The 22,285-nt window shown below is 63.9% G+C and carries 20 protein-coding genes; 12 read left to right on the forward strand and 8 right to left on the reverse strand.

Translation table 11 applies throughout. From position 1 onward, the window contains the following. Nucleotides 1-145: 145 nt before the first annotated feature. From JQ567_RS16035 to JQ567_RS16060, 6 genes are all read left to right on the forward strand, one after another. A complete protein-coding gene (locus JQ567_RS16035) occupies nt 146-358 on the forward strand; it encodes a hypothetical protein (RefSeq protein WP_212439720.1) in 213 nt (70 codons plus the stop codon). Between the two features lie 79 nt (nt 359-437). Then, nucleotides 438-1,610 carry a phosphoserine transaminase gene (locus tag JQ567_RS16040; RefSeq protein ID WP_212207237.1) on the forward strand — a complete coding sequence of 391 codons (1,173 nt, stop codon included), beginning with the start codon at nt 438-440 and terminating at the stop codon, nt 1,608-1,610. A gap of 138 nt (nt 1,611-1,748) precedes the next feature. Beyond that, nucleotides 1,749-3,338 carry a phosphoglycerate dehydrogenase gene (gene serA, locus JQ567_RS16045; protein ID WP_212439721.1) on the forward strand — a complete coding sequence of 530 codons (1,590 nt, stop codon included), beginning with the start codon at nt 1,749-1,751 and terminating at the stop codon, nt 3,336-3,338. A 197-nt stretch (nt 3,339-3,535) separates the two neighbouring features. Beyond that, a complete protein-coding gene (locus tag JQ567_RS16050; protein ID WP_212439722.1) occupies nt 3,536-5,509 on the forward strand; it encodes a methyl-accepting chemotaxis protein in 1,974 nt (657 codons plus the stop codon). Nucleotides 5,510-5,665: 156 nt separating this feature from the next. Next, nucleotides 5,666-7,333, forward strand: a complete 1,668-nt coding sequence (locus tag JQ567_RS16055; RefSeq protein ID WP_212439723.1) for a mucoidy inhibitor MuiA family protein — start codon at nt 5,666-5,668, stop codon at nt 7,331-7,333. 142 nt (nt 7,334-7,475) lie between these two features. Next, on the forward strand, nt 7,476-8,312 hold the full coding sequence (locus JQ567_RS16060) for an enoyl-CoA hydratase-related protein (RefSeq protein ID WP_212439724.1): 837 nt from the start codon (nt 7,476-7,478) through the stop codon (nt 8,310-8,312). Nucleotides 8,313-8,506: 194 nt separating this feature from the next. Here JQ567_RS16060 and JQ567_RS16065 read toward each other — a convergent pair whose 3' ends face one another. The 5 genes from JQ567_RS16065 to JQ567_RS38175 form a co-directional block, all read right to left on the reverse strand. Further along, nucleotides 8,507-9,862 (reverse strand): esterase-like activity of phytase family protein, encoded by a 1,356-nt coding sequence (locus JQ567_RS16065; protein ID WP_212439725.1) that lies wholly within the window; start codon nt 9,860-9,862, stop codon nt 8,507-8,509. 141 nt (nt 9,863-10,003) lie between these two features. Continuing rightward, nucleotides 10,004-10,804, reverse strand: a complete 801-nt coding sequence (locus JQ567_RS16070; protein ID WP_212439726.1) for a heme ABC transporter ATP-binding protein — start codon at nt 10,802-10,804, stop codon at nt 10,004-10,006. Continuing rightward, nucleotides 10,801-11,904 (reverse strand): iron ABC transporter permease, encoded by a 1,104-nt coding sequence (locus tag JQ567_RS16075; protein WP_212439727.1) that lies wholly within the window; start codon nt 11,902-11,904, stop codon nt 10,801-10,803. The genes JQ567_RS16070 and JQ567_RS16075 overlap by 4 nt, the downstream gene beginning before the upstream one ends. Then, nucleotides 11,901-12,854, reverse strand: a complete 954-nt coding sequence (locus JQ567_RS16080; protein ID WP_212439728.1) for a hemin ABC transporter substrate-binding protein — start codon at nt 12,852-12,854, stop codon at nt 11,901-11,903. Before JQ567_RS16080 ends, JQ567_RS16075 begins: the two co-directional genes overlap by 4 nt. A gap of 20 nt (nt 12,855-12,874) precedes the next feature. Next, nucleotides 12,875-13,081 (reverse strand): hemin uptake protein HemP, encoded by a 207-nt coding sequence (locus tag JQ567_RS38175; RefSeq protein ID WP_249165490.1) that lies wholly within the window; start codon nt 13,079-13,081, stop codon nt 12,875-12,877. Between the two features lie 262 nt (nt 13,082-13,343). Between JQ567_RS38175 and JQ567_RS16090 the strand changes: the two genes are divergently transcribed. From JQ567_RS16090 to JQ567_RS16115, 6 genes are all read left to right on the forward strand, one after another. Further along, complete coding sequence (locus JQ567_RS16090; protein ID WP_212439729.1) at nt 13,344-15,719, forward strand: TonB-dependent hemoglobin/transferrin/lactoferrin family receptor; 2,376 nt, start codon at nt 13,344-13,346, stop codon at nt 15,717-15,719. Between the two features lie 149 nt (nt 15,720-15,868). Further along, complete coding sequence (locus JQ567_RS16095) at nt 15,869-16,204, forward strand: antibiotic biosynthesis monooxygenase (protein WP_212207247.1); 336 nt, start codon at nt 15,869-15,871, stop codon at nt 16,202-16,204. A gap of 12 nt (nt 16,205-16,216) precedes the next feature. Further along, the gene (gene hutX / locus JQ567_RS16100; RefSeq protein WP_212439730.1) at nt 16,217-16,726 is read left to right on the forward strand and encodes a heme utilization cystosolic carrier protein HutX; all 510 of its coding nucleotides are present in this window, start codon (nt 16,217-16,219) and stop codon (nt 16,724-16,726) included. A 26-nt stretch (nt 16,727-16,752) separates the two neighbouring features. Further along, nucleotides 16,753-17,553 (forward strand): tonB-system energizer ExbB, encoded by an 801-nt coding sequence (gene exbB / locus JQ567_RS16105; protein WP_409363609.1) that lies wholly within the window; start codon nt 16,753-16,755, stop codon nt 17,551-17,553. A gap of 3 nt (nt 17,554-17,556) precedes the next feature. Then, entirely contained in the window at nt 17,557-18,006 is a 450-nt protein-coding gene (gene exbD, locus JQ567_RS16110) for a TonB system transport protein ExbD (protein WP_212439732.1), read from the forward strand. Between the two features lie 5 nt (nt 18,007-18,011). Further along, a complete protein-coding gene (locus JQ567_RS16115) occupies nt 18,012-18,836 on the forward strand; it encodes an energy transducer TonB (protein ID WP_212439733.1) in 825 nt (274 codons plus the stop codon). Nucleotides 18,837-18,844: 8 nt separating this feature from the next. Here the strand turns inward: JQ567_RS16115 and JQ567_RS16120 are convergent, their stop codons facing one another. From JQ567_RS16120 to JQ567_RS16130, 3 genes are all read right to left on the reverse strand, one after another. Continuing rightward, a complete protein-coding gene (locus tag JQ567_RS16120) occupies nt 18,845-19,747 on the reverse strand; it encodes a carbohydrate ABC transporter permease (RefSeq protein WP_192737599.1) in 903 nt (300 codons plus the stop codon). Then, the gene (locus JQ567_RS16125; protein WP_212439734.1) at nt 19,740-20,705 is read right to left on the reverse strand and encodes a carbohydrate ABC transporter permease; all 966 of its coding nucleotides are present in this window, start codon (nt 20,703-20,705) and stop codon (nt 19,740-19,742) included. Before JQ567_RS16125 ends, JQ567_RS16120 begins: the two co-directional genes overlap by 8 nt. Before the next feature lie 155 nt (nt 20,706-20,860). Continuing rightward, complete coding sequence (locus tag JQ567_RS16130; protein ID WP_212439735.1) at nt 20,861-22,201, reverse strand: ABC transporter substrate-binding protein; 1,341 nt, start codon at nt 22,199-22,201, stop codon at nt 20,861-20,863. Nucleotides 22,202-22,285 lie beyond the last annotated feature (84 nt).

Below are 22,285 nucleotides of genomic sequence, written 5' to 3' on the forward strand. Positions count from 1 at the left end.
GCAGGCAATTGCCTGGAGTAGTCGTGACTCTGCAATCCCATTAACAGGCGATAAACTACCTCGGCCTCCGTGATTTTACGGAGAGGAACGTCTCCGCTATGTCAGCGTCTCCCATGGGGCCGTGGGCAGCGTTGGGGATTTTTAGATGAAAGATTATTCGATCGTGCGGATCGGCAACGAATATGTCGTGCAGGCCGGCGAAAAAAGCGTTCTGAAAACCTCGAGCCGGCGCATGGCCGCCAAGCTGATCAACGATGCGGCTGGACTGCTGGAGCAGCAGTCGGTCGCGTCCACAGCTGTCGATGCTTCAATCACCTGTGATGTCAGGGACATATCGGAAGCGCCCGAAGTTCCTTGACGATCGGGCGCGATTCCCCTAATCACCGCTGCGGGACACCTCCCCCCAACGGGAGGCTTGCTATCTGGAAGGATAGAATATGACCGTAGCGAAGCCCGCTTCGCGGCCCAATGTGCCGCATTTCTCCTCCGGCCCCTGTGCCAAGCGCCCCGGCTGGAACCCCGCAAATCTCAAGGACGCAGCGCTCGGCCGTTCGCATCGCGCGAAGGTCGGCAAGGCCAAGCTCAAGCTCGCGATCGAATTGACGCGCGAAGTGCTTGAAGTGCCAGCCGGTTACAAGATCGGCATCGTGCCGGCGTCCGATACCGGCGCGGTCGAAATGGCGCTGTGGTCGCTGCTCGGCGCGCGCCCCGTCACCACCATCGCCTGGGAATCCTTCGGCGAAGGCTGGGTCAGCGATATCGTCAAGGAACTGAAGCTCAAGGACGTCACCAAGCTGCACGCCGGCTATGGTGAAATCCCCGATCTTTCCAAGGCCGATCCCGCCTCCGACATCGTCTTCACCTGGAACGGCACCACTTCGGGCGTGCGCGTGCCCAATGCCGACTGGATCAAGGCCGACCGCGAAGGCCTCACCATCTGCGACGCAACGTCCGCCGCTTTCGCGCAGCCGCTCGATTTCGCAAAGCTCGATGTGGTGACGTTCTCCTGGCAGAAGGCGCTGGGCGGCGAGGCCGCGCACGGCATGCTGATCCTCTCGCCGCGCGCGGTGGAACGGCTGGAGACCTACAAGCCGGCGTGGCCGCTTCCAAAAATCTTCCGCCTGACCAAGGGCGGCAAGCTCAACGAAGGCATCTTCGAAGGCGAGACCATCAACACGCCGTCGATGCTGTGCGTCGAGGATTATCTCGATGCGCTGAATTGGGCGAAATCGATCGGCGGCCTCAAGGCCCTGATCGCGCGCGCCGATGCCAACACCAAGGCGCTGGCCGACTGGAAGGCAAGGACGCCGTGGATCGACTTCCTGGCCAAGGATCCGGCGATCCGCTCCAACACCTCGGTATGCCTGAAGTTCGTCGATCCCGCGATCACCTCGCTGACGGCGGACGCGCAGGCCGACTTCTCCAAGAAGCTGGTCGCGCTGGTGGAGAAGGAAGGCGCCGGTTACGACTTCGCCTATTACCGCGACGCGCCGGCGGGCCTGCGGATCTGGTGCGGCGCCACCGTGGAAGCCTCCGACGTCGCGCTGCTGACGCAGTGGATCGACTGGGCGTTCGCCGAGACCAAGGCCGCGTTGCCGAAGGCTGCTTAACTCTCCAGTTTGACGTCGTCCCGGCCAAGCGAAGCGCGAGCCGGGACCCATAACCACAGCACGGAGTATGGGTCCCGGCTCTACGCGCCAAGCGGCGCTTCGGCCGGGACGACGATCGATTTCCCAAAGGAACATCAAATGTCCAAACCCAAAGTCCTCATTTCCGACGCGCTCTCTCCCGCCGCCGTTCAGATCTTCAAGGACCGCGGCATCGATGTCGACTTCCAGCCCAATCTCGGCAAGGACAAGGACAAGCTCGCCGAGATCATCGGCAATTATGACGGGCTTGCGATCCGCTCCGCGACCAAGGCGACCGCGAAGATCATCGAGAAGGCCAAGAAGCTGAAAGTGATCGGCCGCGCCGGCATCGGCGTCGACAATGTCGAGATTCCCGCCGCGACCGCCAAGGGCATCATCGTGATGAACACGCCGTTCGGCAATTCGATCACGACCGCCGAACACGCGATTACCCTGATGCTGGCGCTGGCACGCGAGATTCCGCAGGCCGACGCCTCGACGCAGGCCGGCAAGTGGGAGAAGAACCGCTTCATGGGCGTCGAGATCACGGCCAAGACGCTCGGCGTGGTCGGCTGCGGCAATATCGGCGCGATCGTCGCCGACCGCGCGCTCGGCCTGCGCATGAAGGTGATCGCCTTCGATCCGTTCCTGTCGCCGGAACGCGCCAAGGACATCGGCGTCGAGAAGGTCGAGCTCGACGATCTCTTGAAGCGCGCCGATTTCATCACGCTGCATACGCCGCTGACCGAGAAGACAAAAAACATCATCGACGCGGGAGCCATCGCCAAGATGAAGAAGGGCGTGCGCATCATCAACTGCGCCCGCGGTGGCCTGGTCGACGAGCAGGCGCTGGTCGATGCCCTGAATTCCAAGCATGTCGCGGGCGCCGCCTTCGACGTTTTCATCGAGGAACCCGCTACCTCGAACGTGCTGTTCGGTCATCCCAACGTGATCTGCACGCCGCATCTCGGCGCCTCCACCACCGAAGCGCAGGAGAACGTCGCACTGCAGGTCGCCGAGCAGATGTCGGATTACCTCTTGACCGGCGCGATCTCCAACGCGGTCAATTTCCCTTCGATCACCGCCGAAGAGGCGCCGAAGCTGAAGCCGTTCATTGAACTGGCCGAGAAGCTCGGTTCGTTCGCGGGCCAGCTCACCGAGAGCGGCATCCTCAAGGTGCAGATCACCTATGAGGGCCATGTCGCCGAAATGAAGATCAAGGCGATCACCTCGGCGGTGCTGTCCGGCCTGCTGCGGCCGATGCTGGGCGACGTCAACGTGGTCTCGGCGCCTGTTGTCGCCAAGGAGCGCGGCATGGTGGTCGACGAAATCGTGCGCGCGGCGCAGAGCGATTACGAAAGCCTGATCACCGTCACCGTCATCACCGAACGCCAGGAGCGTTCGGTGTCGGGTACCGTCTATCACGACGGCAAGCCGCGGCTGGTCGATATCAAGGGCATCCGCGTCGATGCCGAGTTCGGCAAGTCGATGATCTACGTCACCAATGAGGACAAGCCCGGCTTCATCGGCAGCTTTGCCGGTTTGCTCGGCGACGCCAAGATCAACATCGCGACCTTCCATCTCGGCCGCGTCAAGCAGGGCGGCGACGCCATCGCGCTGGTGGAAATCGACGGCGAAATCCCGGCCGACGTGCTCGCCAAGGTGCAGGCACTGCCGCAGGTCAAGCAGGCCAAGGCGTTGGTTTTCTAGGAGGCCTTTGCCCACTACGTGCATACGTGATGAGGCGCCGGGACTATCCGGCGCCTCATATGCCCGTTTCCAAGCATAGCTGTCACAAATCACGTAATCTTACGTGGTTCAAAATTTACAAAGGTTGCAACGGCCATCGCTACAACTGTGTGAGCAGGCTTCCTGATTCTCGAAGCCGGCCTCATCAGGGGATCAGCATGCGGCCTTTTTCTCTACGTCTCACGCACAAGATCACGGCGATCGGGGTTATCGGCGTTATCGGTGTCGTTCTGATCGGCTGCATCCATATGTATGGCGAAAAGGCCATGGCGGTATACCGCTATGCCGCCGACAACGCGCGCACCATCGCGGAGTTGAACAGCAAGATCGAAGTCGAATTGCTGGAAGGCCGCCGCGCCGAAAAGGATTTCCTGCTGCGCAATGACGCGAAGAAGGCGGACGGCCAGGTCGAGATTGCCAAAGCCGTTGCTGCCGATATCGATACGCTGCACGGCAAGATCGTCGCCGTCGGCAAGCCCGAATTGGCCCGCCAGATCGAGGCGATGAGCGCCTCTCTGAAAAAATACCAGACTCATTTCACCGCGGTCGTCGAGCAGAAGCGCCAGCTTGGCCTCGACGAGAAATCCGGCCTTGAGGGACGGCTGCGCGCCTCGGTCCACGATATCGAATCGCGGGTCGAGCAGCTGAAAGAGTCCGGGCTGCTGATCACCATGCTGAGGATGCGCCGGCACGAGAAGGATTTCATGCTGCGGCGTGACCGCAAATATGGCGACGAGATGAAAAAGCGGAATGCTGAGTTCGTCGCTGGACTGGATGCTGCGAATATTCCGGAAGCCGCGAAGGCCGAACTCAAGCAGAAGCTCGCCGACTATCAGCGCGATTTCCAGGCCTGGATGGAGCAGGCCCTGAAACTGGCCGATGAGCTGAAGGCGATGTCTGAATCGTTCGCCGCGGTCGAGCCCGTCATCGACGCGGTGTCGACGTCGGTCAACGGTATCAGGACCGAGGCCGACCGCTTGAACGTTGCGCAACGCGACAGCATTCAGAGGACGATCGAAATCGCCATCCTGCTGATCGCGGTTGCGGTGATGGGGGCGGGATTGTTCATCGGCAGGTCGGTTTCAAAACCGCTGTCGGCGATGAGGGCGGCCATGGTTGAGCTTGCCAAGGGTAATCTCGCCATCGTGCTGCCGGGCCTTGGCCGCGCCGACGAGATCGGGGAAATCGCGCAAGCCGTGGAAACCTTCAAGGTCAACGCCGAGCAGAAGGCACGCGACGAGGCGGATGCCAAGATCAGGCAGGACCAGATCGCCGCCCACGAGCGCAAGGCCGACATGATCAGGATGGCGGACGCGTTCGAAGGCGCGGTCGGCGAGATCGTGGAGACGGTGTCGTCCGCATCGACCGAGCTGGAAGCTTCGGCCGGCGTGTTGACATCGACCGCCACCCGTTCGCAGGAATTGACCACCATGGTCGAAGCCGCTTCCGAAGAAGCCTCCGCCAATGTGCAGTCGGTGGCCTCCGCCACCGAGGAGCTGACCTCCTCGGTCAACGAGATCAGCCGCCAGGTGCAGGAATCGGCGCGCATCGCCAATGAGGCCGTCGGCCAGGCGCACCAAACCAATGCTCGCGTCGGCGAATTGTCCAAGGCCGCCGCGCGTATCGGCGACGTGGTCGAACTGATCAACACCATCGCGGGACAGACCAATTTGCTGGCGCTCAACGCGACGATCGAGGCGGCGCGCGCGGGCGAAGCGGGGCGCGGGTTTGCCGTGGTGGCGTCCGAGGTCAAGGCGTTGGCCGAACAGACGGCGAAGGCGACCGGCGACATTGGCCGGCAGATCGCAGGCATCCAGTCTGCGACCGAGGATTCGGTAAACGCCATCAAGGACATCAGCGGCACGATCGAGCGGCTGTCGGAGATCTCGTCGACGATCGCTTCCGCCGTGGAAGAGCAGGGCGCGGCGACGCAGGAAATTTCGCGCAACGTGCAGCAGGCGGCACTGGGAACGAGCCAGGTCAGCGCCCACATCACCGACGTCCGGCAGGGCGCCAGCGAGACCGGGGCGGCGTCGGAGCAGGTGCACTCGGCGGCGCAATCGCTGTCGGGCGACAGCAACCGCCTCAAGCTCGAAGTCGGCAAATTCCTGAACTCGGTGCGGGCGGCCTGACAGCCGCCGGCTACCTTCCCCGCCGCGGTGCCGCCTCGCATAAGCCTCACGGAAACCCCAATCGAACCAGTTTCTGTCTCGCAACGTCTCATCACGAGGCGTGGTGGGTTTTTTTGCGTCGCCGTTCAGCAGGCGGCCTTTCGAAGAGGGAAACCAATGCGATTTTCAGCCAAATGTCTTGTGACGACCAGCCTCGTCGTGGTTGCGGCGTTGGCCGCAGCTCCAGCGCGGGCGGCCGATGTAGCAGCCAGTTCGGCTGTCGATGCCGTCACCGTCTATCCCGACGGCGCCAGCATCACCCGGGTCATCAGCCTCGATCTTCCGGCCGGCGACCACTCGGCCGTGCTGAAGGATTTTCCGCTGACGCTGGATCCGTCCTCGCTGGGGGTCGAGGGTGAGGCGGGAGCAAAACTCACCATTGGCGCCATCGACGCCAAGCCGCCGCGTGCGGCGCCGCCGGTCAATCTGCCCGAACTCGACAAGCGTATCGAGGCGTTGAAGGACCAGCGCGCCGATCTGCAGGGCGCGATCAATTCAGCCGCGGCGCGACGCAAATTCGCCGAGCGCTTTGCGGAAGCCTCGCCGGCCGGCATCGGCGACAAAGGCGAGGCGCGCCCGATTGCCGAATGGCGCGCGGCTTTTGCCGCCGTGGCCGAGGAGGTCGCCACCGCCGACAGCGCGATCCGCGATGCCGAGCGCAAGCAGCGCGAACTCGACCGCGAGATTGCGCGGCTGGAAGCCGACCGGGCCCAGAAGCCGCCGAGCAAGCTCGAGGTCCGGATCGAGCTCGCCGCGGCGGCCGCGACCAAGGCCACGTTGCGGGTGACCTATGCGGTGCGCAACGCGCGCTGGACGCCGCTGTATGATGCCCGTCTCGATACCGGCGCCAAGGACCGCAAGCCCGCGCTCGAACTGGTGCGCCGCGCCGAAATCACCCAGAACACCGGCGAGGACTGGTCGAATGTCGCGCTCGCGGTTTCCACCGTGCGCACCGCGCGCGGCGGCAAGGCGCAGGATCTGAACTCGCTGATCGTGCAATATCCGCCGCCGCCGCGGGCTGCCGCATCCGTCAGCGGTGGCATGGATGCCACCAAGCCATTGGTGCGCGCCGCCCCGGCGGCCAGGGTAGCAGAAGCAGCTTCGGAACGTGAGCGTGCCGACGAACAGCAGGCCTCAGCCGAAGTCAGCGGTTTCCAGGTGGTGTTCAAAATTCCCGGCCGTGTCAGCCTCGGCGCGAGCGAGGGGGCCAAAAGCCTGCGCGTCTCCAGCGCGATCATCGCGCCCGATCTTGCGGTCCGCGCCGTACCGGTGCTGGACCCGACCGCGTTCCTCGAAGCCAGCTTCAAGCAGACCGAGGACGCGCCATTGCTGCCCGGCCGTGTCTCGATCTATCGCGACGGGGTGTTCGTCGGTCGCGGCCAGATGGCCGCCGCAGGCAAGGACGAAACGGTGCGGCTCGGCTTCGGCGCCGACGACAAGATCAAGATCGAGCGCACGACAATCAAGCGCAACGAGGGTTCGGCCGGCCTGATCGTGACGACGTCGAAGACCGATGAGCGCTCGTTCAAGACCACCATCCGCAACGGCCACGACTTCCCGATCAGAGTCGCGATCGAGGATCAACTGCCGGTCAGCGAGAACGAGGACATCCAGGTCGAAATGCTGTCGTCCTCGACGCCGCCGACCACGACCAACCTGCGCGACAAGCGCGGCGTGCTGGAATGGGCGTTCGAGGCCAAGGCCGGCGAAGTCCGCGATATCGGCTTTGCGTGGCGCGTGCGCTGGCCCAAGGACAAGGGCATCGTGATGACCCCGGCCGGCTGACCGGCTGAGTTTAGTCACGGGGCCGCGGGGTGCTGACCTGCATCCCGCGGCCTTGCTGTCACTACAGACTTCCTCTCTGATGTCTGCATCAGCGCAAGCCCAAGGACCGCCGAACAGGTCCGCAGACAGGGAGAAACTGCCAATGCCCTACGAACACATTCTCGTCGATGATCCCCGTCCGCGGGTCCGGCGCGTCACGCTCAATCGCCCGGAGAAGCGGAATGCGCTGAACAACCGCCTGCGGGCGGAAGTGTTCGAGGTGCTGGAGCAGGCCGACCGCGATCCTGATATCTCGATCTCGATTGTTCGCGGCGCTGGTCCCTGTTTTTCCGCAGGGTATGATCTGTCGGCGGATAACCGCGTCGACCAGCCCTATCACTCGGCCGCAGGCCCCGGCCAATGGTCGCGGCACGTCGTCGAGGGCTGGTTCGGGATTTGGGATCTTGCAAAACCCGTGGTGGCGCAGGTGCACGGCTATTGCCTTGCCGGCGGCACGGAGCTCGCGACCGCCTGCGATATCGTCTACGTCGCCGACGATGCGCAGATCGGTTATCCGCCGGTGCGGCTGATGAGTCCGCCCGACATGCAGTATCACCCCTGGCTGGTCGGCATGCGCCGCGCCATGGAGCTGATGTTGACCGGCGACGCGATGTCCGGCCGCGAGGCCGCCGAATGGGGCTTTGCGACGCGGTCGTTTCCGCTAGAAGAGCTCGACGCGCGCACGCTGGATTTCGCCGAGCGCGCCGCCAAAGTGCCGATTGAGTTGCAGCAGCTCAACAAGCGCTCGGTGCACCGCGCGATGGAGATCATGGGCGCCCGCGCCGCGATGCGCGCCGGCACCGAGATCCAGGCGCTGGCGTTCACGACGGAGGCCAGCCGCAACTACATGTCGACATTCCGCCGCGACGGTGGAAGCGTGAAATCACAGCTCGACCAGCGCGACGCGACGTTCGGGGATTACCGGACGCGGAAGGAGTAACCGCGCGAGTGCAGTGACTAGATCCCCACCGTCATTGCGAGCCAACGGGTCGCGCGAATGCGCGCCCGATGACAGGCTCCGCGAAGCAATCCATCTCCCTGCGCGGGGATAGATGGATTGCTTCGTCGCTTCGCTCCCTTGCGCAAACGCTTCGCGTTTGTCGCAGGCAATGACGGCCGATAGGGTGGAGGCCTTTACTTCGCCTTCAAGAACTCGCCGACTTCCAGCAGCACGAACTCGTTGTCGTCGGCCTTGTTCGGATCGCGGCTCGAGGAGAACGGCAGGTTGTTGTCGTTGCCGACGATGATATGCGTGTCGTCGACGCGGTCGACGTTCTCGATGGTGAAGAACGGGAACGTCAGCACGCCGTCATTGAGCGGCTTCTTTGCTTTCTTGTCGGGATCGCGGATCTTCATCAGGTCGATATAGGCGACCTTGCGCACCGGCTTGCTGGCGTTGGCGTCTGATAGTTCGACCTTGTAGACGCGCTTGAATTTTGCGAGGTCCGGGAAGCAGTTTTCGCCGCGGGTGCCTTGCGGGCAGGCCTTGTCCGCGGTGCCTTCGCCATTGTCGCGCTCGATGATCAGGCCGGAGGACGCGTCGATCATGTTGAAGTCGCCGATCGCGTGGCCGTTGGCCTCGAACACATAGTGCCAGTAGCGCCCGGTGAATTTTTCCGCCGCGACGTCGAATTCGAGAATCCGCGCGGCTTCCTTGCCGTCGACCTTTTCCCAATCTTTTTTCTCGGCATCCCACAGCGGGCCTTCCAGCAGGCCGTAGAGGAACTTGCCGTCCTTCGATCCGCCAAAGCCTTCATAACCCTTGGAGCGGCGCAGGTTGACAGTGGTGTAGCTGGCTCCGGGCGCGCCCGGCGACTGCACCGACCAGTGATCGGGCGAACGCACCGGCTTGCCGTCGGCGGTGGTGTCGAACACGGCGAGCACCTTGCCGGTCTTGTCGGCTTTCAGGATGTAGGGGCCGAATTCATCGCCGATCCAGAAGGTGTCGCCGATGATCTGGAAACCTTCGGTGTCGAAGTCGGCGCCGGTGAGGTAGCGCTTGGCGGTGGCTTCGTGGACGATGCGGAAGGGTACCTTCTTGTCGGGATCATGCAGGAAGACGGTTTCCTGGCGGTCGATCTTGCCGGTCGCCCAGTCGATCTTGTGGCGGTTCAGGTACAGCATCGAGTCGGCGGAGTTATAGCGCGAGCCCATGCCGTTGTCGGTGAGCACCCAGAACGAACCGTCTGCCATCACCTTGATGCCGGAATGGCCCTGCAGCGGCTGGCCCTTGAAGGGCAGCGCGACGCCGGTCGGGCGCTCATAGGATTTTCCCATCACGCTGCCAACGGCATCCACGCGGCGACCGGTGGTGTATTTGCCTGACGTCTTGAGATCATCAGGCGCGTCGGCGGGGGCCTCGACAAAGGATTGGGCGGGGAGGATGGCGTGGCCCTTCAGCGTGGCGGGAAACTCGCCTTCGCCTTGCGCAAACGCGGCACCTGTAGCCAGAAAGACGGAGGCGACGGAACAGAGCAGTGACATGCGCATGGTAATATCTCCTGTGAGAAGCGATGCCGTGTTCTCGGAGGACCTTGCAACAGCCACCTGACAGTTTTGTGAAACGCCGGTGATGCTGTTGGATAAAGTTGCGGCCTTACGCCGCCCGCGCGAACGAGGATCCTTGGGCGGCTAGCGGGTCGCGACCGGTCGCATGGTTTGCGGCAGCAGGAACGGCACGCCATGGTCGGTATATTCGACCGTGACATCCACCTCGAAGATGCGGCGGATGGTTTCGGCCGTGATGGCGTCGGTGCGGCCGCCGTCGATCGCCAGCCTGCCGCGGTGCAGCAGCACGATCCGGTCGGCGAAACGCATCGCCAGGTTGAGGTCGTGCAGCACCGCGATCACAGCCGTGCCATTGCGCGCGCGCAGCTTGGCTGTTTCCACCAGGTCGATCTGGTGGCGCATGTCGAGGCTCGAGGTCGGCTCATCCAGCAGCAGCAATCCCGGCCCGTGCTGCGCCTCGCCGCGGGCGAGTTGCACCAGCACGCGGGCAAAATGCGCGCGCTGCTGTTCGCCGCCGGACAAGGTCGGCAATTGCCGGTGGCTGAAGCGCTCCAGCCCGACCTCGTGCAGCGCCGTCTCGACCAGCCTTTGCGCGGCGGCGCGGCTGTTGTCGCCGGCGCCCATCGCCACGATCTCTTCGACCGTGAACGGGAAGGTGACGGTGACGTGCTGCGACAGCATGGCGCGATGCTGGGCCAATTGGCGCGGTCTGTAGGCATCGATGTCGCGCCCTTTGAGTTCGACATGGCCGCGGGTCGGGCGGAGGTCACCGGACAGCATCCGCACCAGCGTCGACTTGCCGGCGCCGTTGGGCCCGACGATCGCGACCATCTCGCCGGCAGCGACGCGAAGATCGATGGCGTCGACCAGGGTCGCGTCGCCGATCCGCAGCGAGACCGACCGCGCTTCGAGGATCGGGTTCATAGTCCGACCAGCCCGCGCTGGCGCAGCAGCATGGCAAGGAAGAACGGCGCGCCGACCGCCGCGGTCAGGATACCGATCGGCATTTCGGCAGGCGCCACGATGGTGCGCGCCAGCGTATCGGCGCCGACCAGCAGGATCGCACCTGATAATACCGAGGCCGGCAGCAGCAGCCGGTGCGCCGGCCCGATCACCAGCCGCAGCAGATGCGGTACCACGATGCCGACAAATCCGACCACGCCGCAGATCGACACGGCAACGCCGGTCATCGCCGACACCAGCACGATCGAAATCCGCTTCAGGCGCTCGACGTCGACGCCGCTGTGAAACGCCTCGGCCTCGCCGAGCACCAGCACGTCGAGCCCGCGGCCAATCCACAGGCAGGCGATCAGGGCGAACAGCAGCACCGGCGCCAGCGTGGCGACCTTGGGCCAGGTCGCGCCGCTCAGCGATCCCAGCAGCCAGAAGGTGATGTCGCGCAACTGGCGATCCTCGGCGATGAACACCAGAAGCCCGATGCCGGCATTGGCGATCGCGGCGATCGCCAGCCCCGCCAGCAGGAAGATCGCAATTGAGGTCCGGCCCGAACGGCTGGCGATGCCGTAGAGCACGGTGGTGGTCGCCAGCGAGCCGAAGAAGGCCGCGAGCGGCAGCAACTGGTTCTGCATGAAGCGCAGGCTTTCGCCGAGATGGCTGTCGGTGAACACGATCGCGCTGGCCGCCGCAAACGCGCCGCCGCTGGAGACGCCGACGAGGGCAGGATCGGCCAGCGGATTTCGAAACAGCCCCTGCATGATGGCGCCGGACGCGGCGAGCAGGCCGCCAACCATCGCCGCCGCCGCGATCCGCGGAATCCGGATCGACCACAGCACGAGCTGATCGCGTACCGCCAGCGGATGCGGCGAGGAATCCGTCCACAGGCCGAGAGCAGCCGGAAGCCGCGACAAGGGAATTCCCGCAGCGCCCATCGTGAGTGCGATCAGCGCCGCACCGGCGAGCGCCAGCAGCAACCCAACCAGCGTCAGCATGGCGGCGGGCCGCAGCGCGGTGCCGCTGCGACGTTGTTTCGCGCCGTCCGTCTCGGCCGGCGCCGCCGCGGTCATTGCCGGCAATTTGCCGTCAGCACGGCCGGCGTGAACTTCTCTGCCTGCGGCGCTAGCGCCGGATAAAGCTTGACCGAGAGGTCGCGCGCGGCGGCGGCGGTGCGTGGGCCGAAGCCGAGCAGATAGAGGCCTTCCATCGAGATGAAGGCCTTGTTCGCCACCACAGGCGTCATCGCGAAGGCCGGATGGACGTAGACCGCTTCGGCTTCCAGCGAATCCTTGCTGCGCTGGATCGAGAGCACCACGTCGGGCCTGGCGGCGACGATCGCCTCGTCATTGATGATCTTGTAGCCCTCATAGCTGTCGATCGCATTGACGCCGCCGGCCAGCGCGATGATTTCATTCGCCGCAGTCTTCTGGCCGGCCGCCATGGCGCGGCCGTTGAGCAGCGACATCACGAACATCACGCGCACGGGTTTTGTCACTTTGGCGCGCAGCGCACGCAGTTGCGCCAGGTCGCCGGATACCGCCGCGGTCAGGCATTCGGCGCGCGCGTCGGCGCCCATGGCGCGGCCGACCAGCTTGATCTTGTCGAGCAGGCCCTGTTCGGAAAAGATTTCGGGCACCAGCACCAGCGGCACCTTCGCCGCCTCCAGCACGTCCATGGTTTCCTTCGGCCCCGATCCCTGCACGGCGAGCACGAGTGAAGGGTTGAGCCCGAGCACGCCCTCGGCCGAGAGCTGGCGCATATAGCCGACATTGGGCTTGTCGCGCAGCGCCGACGTCGGATAGAGGCTGGTCGCGTCGACGCCGGCCAGCCGGTCCTCAAAGCCGAGCGCGTAGAGGATCTCGGTGATGGCACCGCCGATCGAAACGATCCGCGCCGGATCCGAAATCGTGACGTCGCGGTTGCGCGCGTCATGCACCGTAATGCCCGCCGCCAGCGCGGCGCCGCCAATGGCGAAGGCGCAGGTCGTGGCGAGCAGAGCGAGTGTGCGGGAAATTGTCATCCAGGGATCACTTGCAGGCATCACTTGGTCAGGATCAGCTTGTTTTGCGACGTCAGCCGCAAGCGGTAATTCTCTTCGCCGTGCGCAATGATGATCTCGCGTTCGGTTGCAAACAGCTCGCGGCTGTCGAGCCGGTTGCCGCTCATGACCACCGATCGCCCCGCAACAGGGGGATTCCCTGCTTTCCCGGTGGCGTCTCCGAGTTTGTCTCCGGAAGGTGCGGCCATCTAATTCTGTTGTGCCCCAAAGAAGTTCTTATGATCCAACCTTGTATAGTTGGGCCGAAGCGCAATCCAACCGCGGCAATTTACAATAGATATAAAGTGCGCCCTGCGGTCATTGACCGCCCCGACGCCACCGCTTAACCAAATGTGACAGAATGCGGGCGGGGGAGCCTGCGTTCGAAAAGTGGTAGCCAGCAAGCAGCTCGCACGTCGCGCAGCGCCCGCCAGCCAGACCCAAGAAATTCGATAACAGGTTGGGGTTGTTATGGCTGACGGGGCTAGGTATCCGCGCGCCCTTCTTTTGGGCGCGTCGGTGGTGTCATTTGCGTTGCTGATGGTCGATGCCGCGGTTGCGCAGACCGCGGACACGCAGGAGACCGGTCGTCCGTCGGAACGGAAAAAACAGGCCAAGCGCAAATCCGCCAAGCCGCAAGCGGAACAGCAGGCCGCCGCGCCGGTGTTGAATGCGTACGCGCAGGTCGGCCGCGCACCGGTGCAGTCGCTCGACACCATCACGGTTGCGGCATCGAAGACCGAAGAGCGCGCGATCGACGCGCTGGCGCCGGTCAGCGTCGTGACGCTCGAACAGATCCAGGGGCGTCAGGCCTCTACGGTCGGCGATCTCCTCTACAACATCCCCGGCGTCTGGGTGCAGAACCGCGGCGATGAGCCGTCCACCGCGATCAATATTCGCGGCCTGCAGGATTTCGGCCGTGTTGCCGTGGTGGTCGATGGCGCCCGGCAGAACTATCAGCGCACCGGCCATTTTGCGAACGGCTCGTTCTTCCTCAATCCGGAACTGATCGCCGGAATCGATATCGTGCGCGGCCCGACCGCGAACATCTACGGCTCCGGTGCGATCGGCGGCGTGGCCTCGTTCCGCACCAAGGACATCGAGGACGTCGTGCGGCCGGGCGAGCGCTGGGGCGTGGATGCCAAGACCATTCTCGGCACCAATTACGGCCGTGCGCTGGGTTCGGTCTTCGGTGGCGTTCACGTCAACCCGAACGTCGATCTGTTTGCCGGCGGCACCTACAGCACGCAGGAAAACTACAAGGACGGCACCGGCTATGAGGTCGCCAATACCGGAAACCGTCTCAACAGCGGTATCGGCAAGCTGACGGTGCGCCCGGCTGATGGGCACGAGGTCAAGCTCGGCGCCATATTCCAGGAGAGTATCTACAGCGTCGGCCAGCCGCCGCGGCGCGCCGGCGATCCGAATTCAACCAATCCGAACGGCACCAACAACCTTCTCGGCACGTCGATCTACGCAACCAATGTGAAGAACTACACGACCACGCTCGGCTGGAAATATTCGAAGCCGGAAGACAAGTGGTTCGATTGGGATGCGAAGGTCTACTGGAATCGGACCGACAACGATCAGATCAAAACGTTCCACACCAGTACGACTCCGTCGGTCTATTGCGGCGGCGTCCCTGGAAATCCGATCTCCGGCTGTATCGGCAGCAACCGCGGATATCTGCTCGACACGGTCGGCGTCGACGTTCACAACACGACACGTTTCGAGACCTATGACTGGCGTCATGCCGTCACCTACGGGCTCGATGCGTTCCAGGACAAGGTGTCGACCGAAGACCTTCGCGGAACCTCGGAGGTTACGACCCCGGGCGGCAGGCGCACGGTGTCCGGCGGCTTCGTGCAGTGGAAGGCCAATTACACCTCGATGCTCGAAGTGGTGGGCGCGCTGCGTTACGACAATTACAAGCTGGAATCGGCGACGACATCCTCCGGCGGCGATCGCTTGTCGCCGAAGATCACGGTCGGCCTGATGCCCCTGGCCGTGCTGACGCCCTACGTCAGCTACGCGGAAGGCTACCGTGCACCGTCGATCACGGAGACGCTCGTGAACGGCCCGCATGCCGGCGCCACCGCGCAAGACTCCTTCTTCCGCTGTCCGTCGGGCACGCCGGGTCCCGGCGCCGATTCGACATTCTGCTTCGTTCCCAATCCGAACCTGCGGCCCGAAATCGGCAAGACCAAGGAAATCGGCTTCAACCTGAAGAAGAACGACGTGTGGGTTGCTGGCGACAGCATCCGCGGCAAGTTCAACTTCTTCCGCAACGATATTACCGATTACATCGATCAGGTCGCGTACGGAACGCCGGTTGTCGTTCCGGGCTTTGGTAGTTTCTTCCCGTTCCTGCAGTACCAGAACGTTGCGCGGGCCAGGATTCATGGTTTCGAGGCCGAAACGATGTATGACGCCAACCTCTGGTTCGTCGGGGTCGCCGGAACCTTCCAGGAAGGCAAGAACCTTCAGACCGGTTTCGGGTTGTACAGTGTCCCGCCGCAGAAGATTACGACGACGGCTGGTTTGAGGTTCCTCCAGAATACGCTGGTGGTCTCCGTGATGTGGACGTCGGCGAAGGCAAACAGGGACATTCCCGTGACCTATACGCCCGCAACGTCGTACGATCTCGTCAACCTGTATCTTCAATACAAGCCTACGCCCGACCTGACCCTCAATCTGTCTGCCGAGAATATTTTCAACACGTATTACCGGCCTTATGCCATTCCGGTCGGCAGCACCGGCGACACGCAGAACGACGTGAAGTGGGCGAGTGCGGGTCCTGGAATGGTCTTCAAGGGCGGTCTCAAATATCACTTCGGAGGCACCTGATCGGAGTAAGAACAACCGGCGGTCTTGTTTGAGAGATTGCCACCATCAAGGCTCCGGGCCGTGCTGATGTCCCAGCGCGGCTTCGGAGCATTTCTGCGTTACGATATGATCGGGCCAAACCGGCTACGACGACAACCAGGGAGATTTCCATGTTTATCGCGATGAACAGGTTTCAGGTGAAGCTTGGCCAGGAGCAGGCTTTCGAGACGGTGTGGGCAACGCGGGAGTCCTATCTCGGCAACATGGCCGGCTTCGTCGAATTTCATCTGCTCAAGGGTCCGGTCGCCGACGACCACACGCTGTATTCGTCGCACACCACCTGGGTCGACAAGGCGGCGTTCGAGGCCTGGACCCGCTCGGAAGAGTTCCGCCGCGCCCACGCCCGCGCCGACAACAAGACCGGCGAAAGCCTCTACCTCGGCCATCCCAAGTTCGAAGGCTTTGAGGTGATCCAGTCCGAGCGTAAAACCAGCGCCGCCGCCTGACGGGAGGCTTGCATGTCGAGCACTACCGATCTCAAGGCGTATATGACGGAAAATCCGGGCGCGGTGATCGAGGACGTTGCGCGCGAGCGCAATGTCACGCCGCGCGCGGTGATCGAGGCGCTGCCCGGGACGATGGTGCGCATCGGCCCCGGCAATCAATTCGCCGCCGCGATGCAGGACGTCGCGCAATGGGGCGAGGTGACGCTGATCGTCCATACCGACGACGCGATCTTCGAGTTCACCGGTGCGATCCCGGCGGGCGAGGTCGGCCGCGGCTATTTCAACCTGATGCAGCCGAACGGCCTGCACGGCCATCTCAGGCATGAGCGCTGCGCCGCGATCGCCTTTGTCGAGCGCCCCTTCATGGGCAAGTCGTCGGCCTTCGTCGCCTTCATCAATGTCGATGGCGGCATCATGTTCAAGGTGTTCGTCGGCCGCGACGAGACGCGGGCGTTGCGCGGCGACCAGCTGAAGCGCTTTCAGTCGCTCGCGGACAGCCTTGCTTCGGCAAAGGCGGCCTAGCCGTCCGCAGTGTTGTCAGCCGGGAGATGACCATGCAGCAGAGTGTGCTCAGATTGGCGATCGGCAGGCTGGCGGCCTCGATCGCCGCTTGCGTGGCAGTATTTCCGGGGGCGGCGCTTGCCGCGACCGACACCGCGTTGCTGCCGCGCAATCTCTCGCCATGGAACATGTTCGTCAACGCCGACATCGTGGTGCAGGCCGTGATGGTCGGACTGGCGTTTGCCTCGCTGGTGACCTGGACGATCTGGCTGGCGAAAACGCTCGAGATCAGGCGCAAGACCGCGACCGCCAGGCGGCGGATCTCCCTGCTCGAGGCCGATACGGTGCTCGCCGACGTCGAGAAGCAGTGCCGTGGCGGCGGCGACGCGGTGGCGCAGATCGTGCAGTCCGCGGCGCGCGAAGCCAGCCTTTCCGGCGGCATCGCCGATGACGGTTTCAAGGAGCGGATCGCGCTGCGGCTGGAGCGGGTCGAGGCCGCGATGTCGCGGCAGATCGCGCGCGGCACCGGCGTGCTGGCGACCATCGGCGCTACCGCGCCCTTTGTCGGCCTGTTCGGCACGGTGTGGGGCATCATGAACGCCTTCATCGGCATTTCCGAAGCCCACACCACCAATCTTGCCGTGGTCGCCCCCGGCATCGCCGAGGCGCTGCTGGCGACCGCGCTGGGGCTGGTGGCCGCGATCCCCGCGGTCGTGATCTACAACCATCTGACGCGCACGATTTCGGCCCATCGCGCGCTGCTCGGCGACGCCTCTGTCATGGTGATGCTGCTGATCAGCCGCGAGGGCGATCGCGGCTCGTTCCGGCTGGCGCGCGCCGCGGAGTGAATCATGGGCGCTAGATTGGGCACACGCGCAAGCTTCGGCGGCCGCTCGCGCGGCGGCGACGACGATCTTGCCGAGAATCACGAGATCAATGTCACGCCGTTCATCGACGTGATGCTGGTGCTGCTGATCATCTTCATGGTCGCCGCGCCGCTTGCCACCGTCGATCTCGGCGTCGATCTGCCCGCCAGCGCGGTCGAACCGGCGCCGCGTCCGGACAAGCCGGTGTTCGTTACGGTCAAGCCGGACCTGTCGGTCGCGGTCGGCGAGGACATCATCGCGCGCGACACGCTGACCGCGACGCTCGATGGCGCCACCAAGGGCCGCAAGGACGAGCGGATCTATCTGCGCGCCGACAAGGCGGTCAGCTATGGCGACCTGATGGAGGTGATGAACCTCTTGCGCAACGCCGGCTATCTCAAGGTCGCGCTGGTCGGCCTCGACGGACGTAGCTGACCGCGATGAACGCGTTCGCGCTGCATGACGCCACCGATCACGCCGGGGTGCGGCGCTGGGGTACGTCTGGTATTGCGATCCTCGCCGCGCATGCCGCGCTGATTGCGCTGTTCATGACCTGGTACACGCAGCGGCCGCCGCCGGGCGCCATTTTGCCTGCGATCATGGTCGACATGTCGCCGGTATCGGCGGCGCCGCAATCGACTGAGCTGGAGCGCGCCTCTGACCAGCTGATGGAGCAGGCCGACGCCTCGCCGCCGGAGCCGGTCAAACAGCAGGAGGTGGTCGAGGAGCAGATCGCACCGACCCCGCCGCAGGAGAAGCCGGAGGTGGTGGCGCCGCCCGAGCAGAAGGTGGAGATGAAGCCGGCGGCCGAGCCCGCCAAGCCCGTCCCGACCGCCACGCCGACACCGGTCAAGCCAAAGGTCGTCCGGCCCGACGCGAAGAAGCCGAACCAGGCGACACCCGCGCCACGCACCGCGGCGCCGCCGCGTGTTGAACGCCAAGCCCAGGCCGTCTCCGCGGCCAGCGCCGGTGCATCGGCCTCGGCGCTCGCATCCTATAATCAGCGCGTCCGCGCCCATCTGATGCGTTTCCACCAGTACCCGTCGGGGGCCAACGGCCAGCGCGGCGTCGCGCGGCTGTCTTTTACGGTGAGCCGCAGCGGACAGGTAAGCGGAGGCCGCCTCAGCGGATCGTCGGGCGTTGCCGCGCTCGACGCACAGGCCTCGGCGATGATCCGCCAGGCTTCACCATTTCCCCCGATCCCATCCGAAATCCCGCAGGGATCGATCAGCTTCACGATCCCTGTGGCGTTTACGGTTAGATAATCGGTCGTCTATTCCTTCACCGCGCCGGTCAGCGACGAGACGTAATAGTCGACGAACAGCGAGTAGAACAGTGCGACCGGCAGCGAGCCGAGCAGCGAGCCCGCCATCAGCGCGCCCCACTGGTAGACGTCGCCGGTGACGAGTTCGGTCAGGATCGCGACGGGAACGGTCTTGTTGGCGCCGCTCTGGATGAAGGCGAGCGCGTAGATGAACTCGTTCCAGGACAGCGTGAACGAGAAGATGCCGGCCGAGATCAGGCCGGGCACCGCCAGCGGCAGCGTGATCCGGCGCAGGATCTGCAGCCGCGTCGCGCCATCGACCAGCGCGCATTCCTCCAGCTCATAGGGAATCGACTTGAAGTAACCGATCAGCAGCCAGGTGCAGAACGGCACCAGGAAGGTCGGATACACCAGGATCAGTGCCATCGGCGAGTCGAACAGGCCGAATTGCACGATCACGGTGGCCAGCGGAATGAACAGGATCGAGGGCGGCACCAGATAGGCGAGGTAGATCCCGAGGCCGACATAGGGGCTGCCGCGGAAGCGCAGCCGCTCGATCGCGTAAGCGGCCAGCGTCGAGGCGAACAGCGACAGGAAGGTTGAACCGACAGCCACGAACATCGTGGTCTTCAGCCAGGTCGGATACGCCGTATTGAACAGCAGATGCTTGATGTGGGCGATGGTCGGCGAGGTGATCCAGAACGGGTTGTGCTCCTTGTAGTTCAGAAGCTCCGCGTTCGGTTTGAACGAGGTGATCGCCATCCAGTAGAACGGGAACAGCAGGATCAGCACGAAGCACGACAGCGGCAGATAGATCATCATCACCCGCCGCGCGCGGGAATCCCACGACATGGTGTCCGGCGTGGCGCTGGCGACATTGCTGTTGCCCGGTGAGGCAGCTACGTCAGTCATTGGCTTCTCCTTGCTGCCATTTGCGGCGGGCGAGGCCGAAGTAGCTGAACAATGTTGCGAAAACCAGGAACGGGATCATCGACACCGCGATCGCCGCACCCTCGCCGAGCTCGCCGCCGGCGATGCCGCGCTGGAACGCCAGCGTTGCCAAGAGATGCGTCGAATTGACCGGCCCGCCGCGGGTAATGGCGTAGACCAGCTGGAAGTCGGTAAAGGTGAAGATAATCGAGAACGTCATCACGATGGCGAGAATCGGCATCATCATCGGCAGCGTGATGAAGCGGAAGCGCTGCCAGGCGGTGGCGCCGTCCAGCATCGCCGCCTCATAGAGCGAGGGCGAGATGGTCTGCAGGCCCGCCAGCAGCGAGATCGCCACGAACGGAATGCCGCGCCAGATATTGGCGACGATCAGCGAGAACCGCGCCGGCCACGGCGTGCCCAGGAAGTCGATGTTGGTGGTGCGGATGTGCAGCACGTCGACCAAAAGATAGGAAATGATCGAGAATTGCGGATCGTAGATCCACCAGAACGCCAGCGCCGACAACACCGTCGGCACGATCCACGGCAGCAGGATGATGGCGCGGAGCAGGCTCTTGAGCGGGAAGTGGTTGTTGAGCAGCAGTGCCAGCCAGAAGCCGAGCGCAAATTTCCCGATGGTCGCGACCGCGGTGTAGAACACGCTGTAGAACACCGCGTTCCACCACAAGGGATCCTTCAGTAGGTACTGGAAGTTCTCCAGGCCGATGAAGACGCCGCGCTGGCCGATGGTGGTATCGGTGAAGGCGAGCCAGACGCCGAGGCCGAGCGGGTAGGTGAGGAACACCGCCAAGAGGCCGATCGCCGGCGCAAGGCACATCACGATCAGGAACGGCTTGTAGTCGAACAGGCGCACGATCCAGCCCGGTTGCCGCTGCTCAATGATGCGTCGAGGTCGAGAAGGTAGGGTCGTCACAGACATCAGATGGTTGTCCCGCCTTGGTCAGTGTCATTCCGGGGCGATGCGAAGCATCGAACTATGGTGCGCAATTGCGCACCTGAGAATCTCGAGATTCCGGGTCTGGTGCTTACGCACCATCCCGGAATGACGGAATTTAACTTCTGCAACGGCGGCCGTTACCGGTCCTGGCGCCGGAAGTACCGCTTCGCACGCTGCTCCGCCTCCGCGGCGGCGGCTTCCGGCGTCGAGGCGCCGGTCGCAACCGCTGCGCACATCTGCACCAGCACGTAATCGGCGCTGACAGCACCCGTTGCGGTCGAGATCGGACCCTTGTAGCCGTCGTAATACGTGCTCTGCATGGTGTTCTTGAAGATCGCGACCTTGGGATCCTCGGACCAGACCTTGGCTTCGGCGTAGGCGGCCAGCGGCTGCGACCAGTAGCCGGAGTTGGCGTTGAGCCACGGCTCGTACTGGTCCTTTTCCAGCATGAATGTCAGGAAGGCCTTGGCGGCGTTGGGGTACTGGCTGTGCTTGAACAGCATCGCGTTCAGCGTCAGGCCCGCCATCGGCGAAATCTTGGCATTGCCCTTCGGCAGCAACTGATGCTCGCTGTCCTCGGCGATCGCCTTGGTCGCCGGATCGTTCTTCAGCGAGAAATACAGCGAGACGCCGTTGGCGGTCAGCGAGATTTCCTGCGCGGAGTAGGCGCGGTTGTTGCTCACGTCGTTCCACGACGGCGTGCCGGCGATGAAGGTCGGGTACAGTTCCTTGACCCATTTCAGCGCGGCGACGGTCTCCTTGCTGTTGATGACGATGTTACCGGATTCATCGAGCAGGGCAGCGTTATGCGACCACAGCACCCAGTTGGCAAAACCGTTGCCGTCGCCCTTGGCGTTGCCGAGCGCGAAGCCGGCCGGCTTGCCGGCCTTCTGCAGCTTCTGGCACAGCTGGAGAATTCCGGCGTGGTCTTCCGGGACCGAGTCGTATCCGACCGACTTCAGGATCGACTTGCGGTAGATCAGGGGGCCGGCGGTCGCGCCGAACGGCAATCCGATCCAGGCGTTGCTCTTGCTGCGCTTGCCGTATGTCTGCGCCAGCGGCAGCCAGCCGCCGTAGCGCTTGCCGAGGTAATCGGCGACGTCGCTCAGTTCGACCAGTTTGTCGACGTAAATGTGCGGCGCGTCGGAGAAGCCGATGATCATGTCGGGGCCGGCGCCGGAGTTCGAGGTCACCGCGGTCTGCTGGTTGATGTCTTCCCAGCCGACGAAGTCGACCTTGACCTCGACCCCGGTCTCCTTGGTGAACTTGGCGGCATTGGCGCGGAACACGTCCTCGTCGGCCTGCACGAAACGAACCGGACGCAGCATGCGCAAGGAGGCGCCTTTTTCGATCGCAAACTTGGGCACCGGAACATCGGCGGCCTTGATGGGTGATTGCGCCGATGCGCCGGTGGCGGCCAGCGCGGCGGCGGAAACACCCAGTGCCAGCGCCTCGCGGCGGGTAATATCGTTCTTCATTATATTCGTCTCCCTGTTTTTCCTGCTCCCGGCGTTGATCGCCGATGAACTCGCGGCCTCCGGTTCCCAGCGGAACCGAAGGGT

Origin of the sequence: Bradyrhizobium sp. AUGA SZCCT0431 (genome assembly GCF_018131065.1) — a bacterium.
Taxonomy (GTDB): Bacteria; Pseudomonadota; Alphaproteobacteria; order Rhizobiales; family Xanthobacteraceae; genus Bradyrhizobium.